We start from the raw sequence: 11859 nt of genomic DNA on the forward strand, positions 1-11859 counted from the left end.
CATGTCGAAGTTCTTTATCGATCGCCCGATCTTCGCCTGGGTGATCGCCTTGGTGATCATGCTGGTCGGCGCCTTGTCGATCCTGAAGCTGCCGATCAACCAGTACCCGAGCATCGCGCCGCCGGCCATCGCCATCGCCGTGACCTACCCGGGCGCCTCGGCGCAGACCGTGCAGGACACCGTGGTGCAGGTCATCGAGCAGCAGCTCAACGGTATCGACAACCTGCGTTATGTGTCGTCGGAAAGTAACTCCGACGGCAGCATGACCATTACCGCCACCTTCGAGCAGGGTACCAACCCTGACACCGCCCAGGTCCAGGTGCAGAACAAGCTGAACCTGGCCACCCCACTGCTGCCGCAAGAAGTGCAGCAGCAAGGTATCCGTGTCACCAAGGCAGTGAAGAACTTCCTGCTGGTGATCGGCCTGGTGTCTGAAGACGGCAGCATGACCAAGGACGACTTGGCCAACTATATCGTCTCCAACATGCAGGACCCGATTTCGCGGACTGCCGGTGTAGGTGACTTCCAGGTGTTCGGTGCGCAGTACGCCATGCGTATCTGGCTCGATCCGGCCAAGCTGAACAAGTTCCAGCTGACCCCGGTCGACGTCAAGACCGCGGTTGCCGCGCAGAACGTGCAGGTGTCTTCCGGCCAGCTCGGCGGCCTGCCCGCCATGCCGGGTACCCAGCTGAACGCCACCATCATCGGCAAGACCCGCCTGCAGACCGCCGAGCAGTTCGAGAAGATCCTGCTCAAGGTCAACACCGACGGTTCGCAGGTGCGTCTGGGCGATGTTGCCCAGGTCGGCCTGGGCGGCGAAAACTACGCGGTCAGCGCACAGTTCAACGGCAAGCCGGCTTCCGGCCTGGCCGTAAAACTGGCCACCGGCGCCAACGCCCTGGACACCGCCAAGGCCCTGCGCAAGACCATTTCCGACCTGGAACCGTTCTTCCCGCCTGGGGTGAAAGCGGTATTCCCGTATGACACCACCCCGGTGGTCACCGAATCGATCAGCGGCGTGATCCACACCCTGATCGAAGCCGTGGTCCTGGTGTTCCTGGTGATGTACCTGTTCCTGCAGAACTTCCGCGCCACCATCATCACTACCATGACCGTCCCGGTGGTGTTGCTGGGTACCTTCGGCATCCTTGCCGCTGCGGGCTTCAGCATCAACACCCTGACCATGTTCGCCATGGTCCTGGCCATCGGCTTGCTGGTGGACGACGCCATCGTCGTGGTGGAGAACGTCGAGCGGGTGATGTCCGAAGAGGGCCTACCACCCAAGGAGGCGACCAAGCGCTCCATGGGCCAGATCCAGGGCGCCCTGGTGGGTATCGCCCTGGTGCTGTCGGCGGTACTGCTGCCCATGGCGTTCTTCGGCGGCTCCACTGGTGTGATCTACCGGCAGTTCTCCATCACCATCGTTTCGGCCATGGGCCTGTCGGTGCTGGTGGCGCTGATCTTCACCCCGGCACTCTGCGCAACCATGCTCAAGCCGCTGAAAAAAGGCGAGCACCACACCGCCAAAGGTGGCTTCTTCGGCTGGTTCAACCGCAACTTCGACCGCAGCGTAAACGGTTACGAGCGTAGCGTTGGCGCGATCCTGCGCAACAAGGTGCCGTTCCTGCTGGCCTATGCGCTGATCGTGGTTGGCATGATCTGGCTGTTCGCCCGCATCCCTACCGCGTTCCTGCCTGAAGAAGACCAGGGCGTATTGTTCGCCCAGGTGCAAACCCCGGCCGGCTCCAGTGCCGAGCGCACCCAGGTAGTGGTCGACCAGATGCGTGAGTATCTGCTCAAGGAAGAATCTGACACCGTAGCGTCGGTGTTCACCGTCAACGGCTTCAACTTCGCCGGCCGTGGCCAGAGCTCCGGTATGGCGTTCATCATGCTCAAGCCATGGGACGAGCGTTCGGCCGAGAACAGCGTGTTCAACCTCGCCCAGCGCGCACAGCAGCACTTCTTTACCTTCCGCGATGCGATGGTGTTCGCCTTCGCCCCGCCTGCGGTACTGGAGCTGGGTAACGCCACCGGCTTCGACGTGTTCCTGCAGGACCGCGGCGGTGTCGGCCATGCCAAGCTGATGGAAGCGCGCAACCAGTTCCTGGCCAAGGCCGCGCAAAGCAAGATCCTCAGCGCCGTGCGCCCGAACGGCCTGAACGATGAACCGCAGTACCAGCTGACCATCGATGACGAACGTGCCAGCGCCCTGGGCGTGACCATTGCCGACATCAACAACACCCTGTCGATTGCCTTGGGTGCCAGCTATGTCAACGACTTCATCGACCGTGGCCGGGTCAAGAAGGTGTACATCCAGGGGGAACCCAACTCGCGGATGAGCCCGGAAGACCTGCAGAAGTGGTACGTGCGCAACGGCGCCGGCGAGATGGTACCGTTCTCCTCCTTCGCCAAGGGCGAATGGACCTACGGTTCGCCGAAGCTGTCGCGTTACAACGGCGTCGAAGCGATGGAAATCCTCGGTGCCCCGGCGCCTGGCTACAGTACCGGCGAAGCCATGGCCGAAGTCGAGCGCATTGCTGGTGAATTGCCAGCCGGTGTCGGCTTCTCCTGGACTGGCATGTCCTACGAGGAAAAACTCTCCGGCTCGCAGATGCCGGCACTGTTCGCCCTCTCGGTCCTGTTCGTGTTCCTCTGCCTGGCAGCACTGTACGAAAGCTGGTCGATCCCGATCGCCGTCGTACTGGTAGTACCGCTGGGTATTATCGGTGCACTGATCGCCACCAGCCTGCGCGGGCTGTCCAACGACGTGTACTTCCTGGTCGGTCTGTTGACCACCATCGGTCTGGCGGCGAAGAACGCGATCCTGATCGTCGAATTCGCCAAGGAACTGCACGAGCAAGGCCGCAGCCTGTACGACGCGGCCATCGAAGCCTGCCGCATGCGTCTGCGCCCGATCATCATGACCTCGCTGGCGTTCATCCTCGGCGTGGTACCGTTGACCATCGCCAGCGGCGCTGGCGCCGGCAGCCAGCATGCCATCGGCACCGGCGTGATCGGCGGCATGATCAGTGCGACCGTGCTGGCAATCTTCTGGGTACCGCTATTCTTCGTCGCAGTGTCGTCGCTGTTCGGCAGCAAAGAGCCGGAAAAGGACGTCACCCCTGAAACTCCACGTTATGAGGCTGGGCAATGACCAAGTCTTTGTTGTCCCTGGCGGTAACCGCTTTCATTCTCGGCGGTTGCTCGCTGATCCCTGACTATCAGACCCCGGAATCGCCGGTGGCTGCGCAGTGGCCGCAAGGCCCTGCGTACTCGCCGACCCAGTCGGCCGACGTGGCCGCCGCCGAACAGGGCTGGCGCCAGTTCTTCCATGACCCGGCACTGCAGCAGCTGATCCAGACCTCGCTGGTGAACAACCGTGACCTGCGTGTGGCAGCGTTGAATATCGACGCCTACCGCGCCCAGTACCGTATCCAGCGTGCCGACCTGTTCCCGGCGGTCTCGGCCACTGGCAGCGGCAGCCGCCAGCGCGTGCCGGCGAACATGTCGACCACCGGTGAGTCCAGCATCAACAGCCAGTACTCGGCCACCCTGGGCGTCAGCGCCTATGAGCTGGACCTGTTCGGCCGCGTCCGCAGCCTGACCGAGCAGGCCCTGGAAACCTACCTGTCCAGTGAGCAGGCGCGCCGTTCCACGCAGATCGCCCTGGTGGCCAGCGTGGCCAACGCCTACTACACCTGGCAAGCCGACCAGGCGCTGTTCAAGCTGACCGAAGAGACGCTCAAGACCTACGAGGAAAGCTACAACCTGACCCGTCGCAGCAACGAAGTCGGTGTGGCTTCGGCGCTGGACGTCAGCCAGTCGCGCACCGCCGTGGAAGGCGCTCGGGTCAAGTACTCGCAGTACCAGCGCCTGGTCGCCCAGGACGTCAACAGCCTGACCGTGCTGCTGGGTACCGGCATTCCGGCCGACCTGGCCAAGCCGCTGGAGCTCAATGCCGACCAGCTGGCCGAAGTGCCGGCCGGCCTGCCGTCCGACATCCTCCAGCGTCGCCCGGACATCCAGGAAGCCGAACACCTGCTCAAGGCCGCCAATGCCAACATCGGTGCAGCCCGTGCAGCGTTCTTCCCAAGCATCAGCCTGACCGCCAACGCCGGCAGCCTGAGCCCCGACATGGGCCACCTGTTCGCGGGCGGCCAGGGCACCTGGCTGTTCCAGCCGCAGATCAACCTGCCGATCTTCAACGCTGGCAGCCTGAAGGCCAGCCTGGACTACTCGAAGATCCAGAAGGACATCAACGTCGCCAAGTACGAAAAGACCATCCAGACCGCCTTCCAGGAAGTCTCCGATGGCCTGGCAGCGCGCAAGACCTTCGAAGAGCAGCTGCAGGCTCAACGCGACCTGGTGCAGGCGAACCAGGACTACTACCGCTTGGCCGAACGCCGCTACCGCATCGGGATCGACAGCAACCTGACCTTCCTCGATGCACAGCGCAACCTGTACTCGTCGCAACAGTCGCTGATCACCGACCGCCTCTCGCAGCTGACCAGCGAGGTCAACCTGTACAAGGCGCTTGGCGGTGGCTGGTATGAGCAGTCTGGCCAGGCCAACCAGCAAGCTTCGGTGGACGCACCGAAAGGCTGATCGACCGGCAACAGCCTCAAGCCCAGCCTCGCGCTGGGCTTTTTTTGTTGGGCAAAATTAACCAGGTGGAACATAGCGTTCGATTATCGCCCAATACCGTTTGCGGCGAATTGCCTCACCCCCGCCCAGCCCCGCACCATCCCCACGCAACGCTTCGCAAGTTCATCAAAAGACCCTCGCCAGCAGGCCGCATCCTGCAGCGCAGGTTCGCCCATAAAAACAAGAGATTTACGACAGATGAGCACTTCGCAACCCGCACGCCAGCTGCTGCCCGGCCTGTTGGCCATTTCCTGCGCCCTGCCTGTATACGCCGCCGACAATGGCGGGTTCATGGAGGACGCCAAGGCCAGCCTCAACCTGCGCAACTTCTACATCAACCGCAACTTCGTCGACCCGGCCTACCCGCAGGGCAAGGGCGAAGAATGGACCCAGAGCTTCATCCTCGATGCCCGCTCCGGCTTCACCCAAGGCACTGTCGGCTTCGGCATCGACGTATTGGGCCTGTATTCGATCAAGCTCGATGGCGGCAAAGGCACCGCCAACACCCAGCTGCTGCCAGTGCATGACGACGGCCGCCCCGCCGACGACTTCGGCCGCCTGGGCGTGGCATTGAAAGCCAAGCTGTCCGAGACCGAGCTTAAAGTCGGTGAGTGGATGCCGGTATTGCCGATTCTGCGCTCGGACGACGGCCGCTCGCTGCCGCAGACCTTCCGTGGCGGCCAGGTCACTTCGAAAGAAATCGAGGGCCTGACCCTGTATGCCGGCCAGTTCCGCGGCAACAGCCCGCGCAACGACGCCAGCATGGAAGACATGTCGCTCAACGGCCGCGCGGCCTTCACATCCGACCGCTTCAACTTCGGCGGCGGTGAATACACCTTCAACGACAAGCGCACCATGATCGGCCTGTGGGACGCCCAGCTCAAAGACATCTACCGCCAGCAGTACCTCAACCTGGTGCACAGCCAGCCGTTGGGCGAATGGACCCTGGGTGCCAACCTGGGCTACTTCTGGGGCAAGGAAGATGGCGCAGAACGCGCCGGCCAGCTGGACAACAAGACCGCCTCGGCGATGTTGTCGGCGCGCTACAAGGGCAACACCTTCTACGTCGGCCTGCAGAAGGTCAGCGGTGACAATGCCTGGCTGCGGGTCAACGGCACCAGTGGCGGCACCCTGGCCAACGACAGCTACAACTCAAGCTTCGACAATGCCAAGGAACGCTCCTGGCAGGTACGCCACGACTTCAACTTCGTCAGCGTCGGCATTCCCGGCCTGACCCTGATGAACCGCTACATCAAGGGCGACAATGTCACCGCCGGTGGCGTGACCGACGGCAAGGAATGGGCGCGGGAAAGCGAGCTGGCCTATGTGATCCAGTCCGGCACCTTCAAGGACCTGTCGCTGAAGTGGCGCAACTCCACCATGCGCCGGGACTTCAGCACCAACTCGTTCGATGAGAACCGGTTGATCGTGAGCTATCCGCTGAACCTGCTTTGATTCAACTGGCCTCTTCGCGGGACAAGCCCGCTCCTACAGGTCCTGCACAGGTTTCGATATCTGTACCTTGCCTGTAGGAGCGGGCTTGCCCCACGAAGAAGCCGGATGCCTCAATCAATAACCAAAAGAAATATATAGATCGATAAACCTTCTTTGACGACATAAGCAGAAACCGCTTAAATCGAGCCCTGTTCCACCGCAGAGCCTCGACATGGACCTTCGCCAACTGCGCTACTTCATCGCCCTCACCGAATACCGCAGTTTCGTCCGCGCCGCGCAAGCCATGGGTATCACCCAACCCGCCTTCAGCCGAGCCATCCAAGGCCTCGAACACACCTTCGGCTGCCCCCTGGTCGACCGCGCCAGCAAGGCCCTGCCCCCTACCCCCGAGGGCCTGGTGGTGCTGCAGCACGCCCGCCGCCTGGTGCAAGGCGCCAATCAGCTGAGCAACGAAGTGCTGCAAATGACCAAGCTCGACGCTGGCGAGCTGCATTTCGGCAGCGGCCCGGCCCTGGCCGTGCGCCTGGTCCCGCAAGCACTGCAGCATTTCATTGCCAGCTACCCCGGCATCCGCACGGCGCTGGTAGTGGACAATGCCGAGCGCCTGGGCCAGGCACTGCGCCGCGAGCAGATCGAGTTCTTCGTCGATGACATCCGCCCCTTCGAAGCCGACCCCAATTTCCACACCGCACCGCTCACGCCGCGCCCCGGGCTGTTCTTCTGCCGCCCCGGCCACCCGCTGCTGGCCAAGGACAGCCTGTCGACCAACGACCTGTTCGCCTACCCCTTGGCCAGTGCCCTGCTTGCACCCGGCGTGCGCAAGCGCCTGGCCAACCTGAGCGGGCGCAGCGACTTCATCCCGCACTTGCAGACCGAGCATCTGGCGGTATTGCGCAGCGTGGTGCTGGCCAGCGATGCCGTGGGCACCGCCAGCGAAGAAGCCGTGGCCGACGACCTCGCCAGCGGGCGCCTGGTGCGCCTGCACTGGCGCAACCTGCCACCGGCCCTGGAGGTGCTGAGTGTGAGATGTGGGGTGGTCAGCCGCAGCGGCTACCGCTTGTCACCGGCAGCACGGGCAATGATCGAGACCCTGGTGGGGTTGGATGCACCAATGCGCGCTGCTGCCATTCGCTGAACTGATGATGGTGGTGACTGCGGGCTATTCTCAGCTATATCGAGACATCGGCCACCCAGGGAGGAACAACAATGAAAAACCTCGTCGAACACCTGAGCCAATACGCCAACTACCATCGCGACCCACGCAACATCGCCACCCACTTCGTCGGCATTCCGCTGATTGTCGTCGCCGTCACGGTACTGCTGTCGCGCCCCGGCTGGGACCTGGCCGGCATCTGGCTATCCCCTGCCCTGCTCGCCGCAGCAGCTGCCGTGCGGTTCTACCTGCGCCTGGACCTGCGTTTCGGCCTGGTCATGGGCCTGCTGCTTGGCCTGTGCCTGTGGATCGGCCAGGCGCTGGCCACGCAATCCACCGGCCTGTGGCTCAGCGCCGGCCTAGGTGCGTTCGTGGTGGGCTGGATCATCCAGTTCGTCGGGCATCATTACGAAGGCCGCAAGCCGGCGTTCGTCGACGATATCAGCGGGCTGATCATCGGCCCGCTGTTCGTGGTGGCTGAAGCGGCATTCATGTTGGGCCTGTGCCCGGCACTGAAACAGGCCGTGGAAGCCAATGCCGGGCCAGTGGCTATACGCGGGGTTTAACCCCGCGACTCTACGCCCAGCTCATCCCACACCGACTCGGCCAGGTGGAAGGTGGCATTGGCTGCCGGGATGCCGCAATAGATCGCGCTCTGCATCAGCACTTCCTTGATCTCGTCACGGGTCACGCCGTTGTTGGCTGCGGCGCGCAGGTGCAGCTTGAGCTCGTCGTTACGGTTCATGCCGATCAACATGGCGATGGTGATCAGGCTGCGGGTGTGACGCGGCAGGCCTGGGCGGGTCCAGATGTCGCCCCAGGCGTGCCGGGTGATCATTTCCTGGAATTCGCCGTTGAAGTCGTTGAGCTTCTCCAGGCTGCGATCCACATGGGCATCACCCAGCACTGCGCGACGAACCTGCATGCCAGCGTCGTAACGTTGTTTCTCGTCCATGGCCAATTCCTCAGCGAGCCAGCAGGAAGTCGAGCACGCGGCGGCTGAATGCCTCACCAATCTCGACATTGGACAGGTGCGCCGCCGGGAACTCGGCGTAGGTGGCACCGATGATACCGGCCTGCATGAAGCGGCCATGCTCCGGCGTGGTGACCACGTCTTCGGTGCCGGCGACGATCAACGTCGCCACCTGGATGCGACCCAGTTGCTCACGGAAATCGGCATCACGCACGGCCGCGCAGTTGGCGGCATACCCTTGCGGGCTGGTTTGCGCCAGCATCTGGCAGATACGCTGGGCCTCTTTCGGCTGCTGCTCGGCAAACTTCGGGGTGAACCAGCGGGCGATGGAGGCATCGCGCAGGTCGACCATGGCTTGCTGGCCGCCCTTGAGCACGGTGTCGATACGGGTGTTCCACACCTCGTCGTTGGCGATCTTGGCTGCCGTGTTGCACAGAGTCAGGCTGTGCAGGCGCGCGCCTGCATGAATACCCAACCACTGGCCGATCAGGCCGCCCATGGACAGGCCGACGAAGTGCGCGTGCTGAATGTCCAGCGCGTCGAGCAGCGCCAGTACATCCTGGCCCAGCTGCTCGATGCTGTAGGGGCCATCAGTGACCAGTGAAGCGCCATGGCCACGGGTGTCGTAGCGCAACACGCGCAAGTGTTCGCTCCACAGCGGGATCTGGCTGTCCCACATGCCAAGGTCGGTACCCAGCGAGTTGGACAGGACCAGCACCGGAGCGTCGGCCGGGCCGTCGAGTTGGTAGTTCAGTACGCCATCGGCCAGTTGCAAGTGCGCCACAGCGGTCTCCTTCAGGCAGTCAAACGTTGATGTTCAGCCACGGCGCGCGCCACCCAGACGCGGGCCTGGCCAAGGTAATGAGCAGGGTCGAGCAGGCGGTCGAGTTCTTCCGCGCTCAGCTCGGCATTGACCTGCGGCTCGTCACCCAGCACGGCGCGCAAATGGCGCTGTTCGGCCACGGCCCGCTGGCAGCATTGCTCCAGCAAGTGGTGGGCACGGTCACGGCCCAGGCGCTGGGCGAGCACGATGCTGACCGCCTCGGCCAGCACCAGGCCTTGTGTCAGGTCGAGGTTGCGGCGCATGCGTTCGGCATCCACTTCCATGCCCTCGGCGATCACCTGGGCCTGGCGCAGGGCGCCGGAGACCAGGCAGCAGATGTCCGGCAAGGTTTCCCATTCGGCATGCCACAGGCCGAGGCTGCGCTCGTGCTCCTGGGGCATGGCGGCGAACAGCGTCGAAAGCAGGCCCGGCACGCGGGTCGCGGCGCCGATCAGCACCGCAGCACCGACCGGATTGCGCTTGTGCGGCATGGTCGAGGAACCGCCCTTACCCGGCGCGGAAGGCTCGAACACCTCACCGGCCTCGGTCTGCATCAGCAGGCTGACATCACGGCCGAACTTGCCCAGGCTGCCGGCAACCAGGCCCAGCACCGACGCGAATTCCACCAGGCGATCACGCTGGGTGTGCCAAGGCTGCTCGGGCAAGGTCAGCTTGAGTTGTTCGGCCAGCGCTTCCGCCACCGGCATGGCTTTGCTGCCCAGGGCCGCCAGGCTCCCGGAAGCACCGCCGAACTGCAGCACCAGCAGTCGCGGGCGCAGTTCCTGCAGGCGCTGACGATGGCGGGTCAAGGCACCAAGCACACCTGCCAGCTTCATGCCCAAGGTCACTGGCGTGGCATGTTGCAGCCAGGTGCGGCCAACCAGTGGCGTGTCGGCATGTTGCAAGGCCTGGCGCGCCAAGGTCTCGGCCAGCTTGCCGAGGTCCGCTTCGATCAGCGCCAGTGCGTCGCGCAACTGCAACACCAGCCCGGTATCCATCGCATCCTGGCTGGTGGCGCCCAGGTGCACGTAACGCTCGGCTTCGGGCACACCACTGGCGATCACCTTGCCCAGCGCCTTGACCAGCGGGATCGCCGAGTTGCCGGCGGTGGCGATGGCATCGGCCAGCGCCCGCACGTCATAGCGCTCGGCCTGGCAGGCCGCCTCGATGGCCGCCACGGCACTGTGCGGCACCAGGCCGGCAGCGGCCTCGGCACGGGCCAGTGCGGCCTCGAAGTCGAGCATGCCCTGCAGGCGGCCACGGTCGGAGAACACGTCGCGCATGGCCGGCGCGGTGAAGTAGGCGTCGAACAGTTGGTTGCTCATGCAACGTCCTTAATCATCGTGGTGCAGGTATTGCGCCTGCTTCGGCAGGCGCAGGCTGAACAGGAAGGCAATCGCCATCATGGCCGTCACGTACCAGTAGAAGGTGTTCTCCATGCCCATGGTCTTCAGCCCCAGGGCCACATACTCAGCCGAACCACCAAACGCTGCGTTGGCCACTGCGTAAGCCAGGCCCACGCCCAGCGCACGGACCTGCGGCGGGAACATCTCGGCTTTCACCAGGCCACTGATCGAGGTGTAGAAACTGACGATGCACAGGGCCAGGGTGATCAGTACGAAAGCCATGAACGGGCTGCTCACGGTCTTCAGCGCCATCAGCAGCGGTACGGTAAAGATCGTGCCCAACGCACCAAACAGCAGCATCGAGTTACGCCGGCCGATGCGGTCGGAGAGCATGCCGAAGAACGGCTGCATCACCATGTACAGGAACAGCGCGCCGGTCATCACGAAACTGGCGGTCTTCGCAGGCATGCCTGCCGTGTTGACCAGGTACTTCTGCATGTAGGTGGTGAAGGTGTAGAAGATCAGCGAGCCACCGGCGGTGTAGCCCAGCACGGTAATGAACGCTGCGGTGTGGTTGCGGAACAGCCCCTTGATGGTGCCGGCTTCCTTGTCCTTGCGGGTTTCGGCGCTGCTGGTTTCGTGCAGCGAGCGGCGCAGCATCAGCGAGATCAGCGCGGCAATGGCACCGACCACGAACGGAATTCGCCAGCCCCAGGCACGCAGCTCTTCCTCGGTCAGCAGTTGTTGCATGATCACCACCACTAGCACCGCCAGCAACTGGCCGCCGATCAGGGTCACGTACTGGAACGACGCGAAGAAACCGCGCTGACCGCGCAGGGCCACTTCACTCATGTAGGTCGCGGTGGTGCCATACTCGCCCCCCACCGACAGGCCCTGGATCAGCCGCGCGAGCAGCAGCAACGCCGGTGCCCAGGCACCGATGCTCGAATAGGTCGGCAGGCAGGCGATCATCAGCGAGCCGAAGCACATCATCAGCACCGAGATCATCAGGGAATTCTTGCGGCCATGGCGGTCGGCCAGGCGACCGAAGATCCAGCCACCGATCGGGCGCATCAGGAAGCCCGCAGCAAATACGCCGGCTGTGTTGAGCAGCTGCACGGTTGGGTCGTCGGAGGGGAAGAAGGACGCGGCGAAGTAGATCGCGCTGAAGGCATAGACGTAGAAGTCGAACCATTCCACCAGGTTGCCCGAAGAGGCACCGACGATAGCGAAGATGCGTTTGCTGCGCTCTTCACCGGTGTAATAGGTTGAGGTCATGGCGTGTTCACTCCTGGAGGGTCACAGGTAAGTCTAGACATACCTAGTAACACACTCGTTCCGCTTGCGGGCTGGCAATTGGCCTTGTGCCGTAGGTGCCGGCCTCTTCGCGGGACAAGCCCGCTCCTACAGGGGCAGCGTGGTTCCCTTGTAGGAGCGGGCTTGTCCCGCGAAGAGGCCGGTACAG

Annotated in this window: 9 protein-coding genes; 5 read left to right on the forward strand and 4 right to left on the reverse strand. The window is 63.5% G+C overall.

The features are described 5' to 3' along the window. The first annotated feature begins 1 nt into the window (after position 1). From ttgB to ACOKS3_RS23785, 5 genes are all read left to right on the forward strand, one after another. Positions 2–3154 (forward strand): multidrug efflux RND transporter permease subunit TtgB, encoded by a 3153-nt coding sequence (gene ttgB / locus ACOKS3_RS23765; protein WP_103449321.1) that lies wholly within the window; start codon positions 2–4, stop codon positions 3152–3154. Beyond that, complete coding sequence (locus ACOKS3_RS23770) at positions 3151–4605, forward strand: AdeC/AdeK/OprM family multidrug efflux complex outer membrane factor (RefSeq protein WP_103449320.1); 1455 nt, start codon at positions 3151–3153, stop codon at positions 4603–4605. Before ttgB ends, ACOKS3_RS23770 begins: the two co-directional genes overlap by 4 nt. Before the next feature lie 237 nt (positions 4606–4842). Beyond that, complete coding sequence (locus ACOKS3_RS23775) at positions 4843–6099, forward strand: OprD family porin (protein ID WP_103449319.1); 1257 nt, start codon at positions 4843–4845, stop codon at positions 6097–6099. A gap of 211 nt (positions 6100–6310) precedes the next feature. After that, entirely contained in the window at positions 6311–7234 is a 924-nt protein-coding gene (locus ACOKS3_RS23780; RefSeq protein ID WP_103449318.1) for a LysR family transcriptional regulator, read from the forward strand. 71 nt (positions 7235–7305) lie between these two features. Further along, positions 7306–7818, forward strand: a complete 513-nt coding sequence (locus ACOKS3_RS23785) for an Mpo1 family 2-hydroxy fatty acid dioxygenase (protein WP_422764178.1) — start codon at positions 7306–7308, stop codon at positions 7816–7818. On the opposite strand, the gene pcaC is transcribed toward ACOKS3_RS23785, so the two are convergent. Genes pcaC through ACOKS3_RS23805 form a run of 4 tightly spaced genes read right to left on the reverse strand, consistent with a single transcriptional unit; the run spans position 7815 to position 11672 of the window. Continuing rightward, positions 7815–8207, reverse strand: coding sequence for a 4-carboxymuconolactone decarboxylase (pcaC, locus tag ACOKS3_RS23790; RefSeq protein WP_028635111.1), 393 nt, complete (start codon positions 8205–8207; stop codon positions 7815–7817). The genes ACOKS3_RS23785 and pcaC overlap by 4 nt on opposite strands. A 10-nt stretch (positions 8208–8217) precedes the next feature. Further along, a complete protein-coding gene (gene pcaD / locus ACOKS3_RS23795; RefSeq protein ID WP_103449316.1) occupies positions 8218–9009 on the reverse strand; it encodes a 3-oxoadipate enol-lactonase in 792 nt (263 codons plus the stop codon). An 11-nt stretch (positions 9010–9020) separates the two neighbouring features. Beyond that, on the reverse strand, positions 9021–10373 hold the full coding sequence (locus ACOKS3_RS23800; RefSeq protein WP_103449315.1) for a 3-carboxy-cis,cis-muconate cycloisomerase: 1353 nt from the start codon (positions 10371–10373) through the stop codon (positions 9021–9023). Between the two features lie 9 nt (positions 10374–10382). Beyond that, entirely contained in the window at positions 10383–11672 is a 1290-nt protein-coding gene (locus tag ACOKS3_RS23805) for an MFS family transporter (RefSeq protein WP_103449314.1), read from the reverse strand. Between the last annotated feature and the right edge of the window lie 187 nt (positions 11673–11859).

The sequence above is a fragment of the Pseudomonas sp. HS6-2 genome, assembly GCF_049325675.2.
Classification (GTDB): Bacteria; Pseudomonadota; Gammaproteobacteria; order Pseudomonadales; family Pseudomonadaceae; genus Aquipseudomonas; species Aquipseudomonas putida_N.

Bases quoted from the DNA above. Each gene is read 5' to 3' on its own strand.
- ttgB (WP_103449321.1), top strand. From the start codon at position 2: ATGTCGAAGTTCTTTATCGATCGCCCGATCTTCGCCTGGGTGATCGCC.
- ACOKS3_RS23770 (WP_103449320.1), top strand. From the start codon at position 3,151: ATGACCAAGTCTTTGTTGTCCCTGGCGGTAACCGCTTTCATTCTCGGC.
- ACOKS3_RS23775 (WP_103449319.1), top strand. From the start codon at position 4,843: ATGAGCACTTCGCAACCCGCACGCCAGCTGCTGCCCGGCCTGTTGGCC.
- ACOKS3_RS23780 (WP_103449318.1), top strand. From the start codon at position 6,311: ATGGACCTTCGCCAACTGCGCTACTTCATCGCCCTCACCGAATACCGC.
- ACOKS3_RS23785 (WP_422764178.1), top strand. From the start codon at position 7,306: ATGAAAAACCTCGTCGAACACCTGAGCCAATACGCCAACTACCATCGC.
- pcaC (WP_028635111.1), bottom strand. From the start codon at position 8,207: ATGGACGAGAAACAACGTTACGACGCTGGCATGCAGGTTCGTCGCGCA.
- ACOKS3_RS23800 (WP_103449315.1), bottom strand. From the start codon at position 10,373: ATGAGCAACCAACTGTTCGACGCCTACTTCACCGCGCCGGCCATGCGC.
- ACOKS3_RS23805 (WP_103449314.1), bottom strand. From the start codon at position 11,672: ATGACCTCAACCTATTACACCGGTGAAGAGCGCAGCAAACGCATCTTC.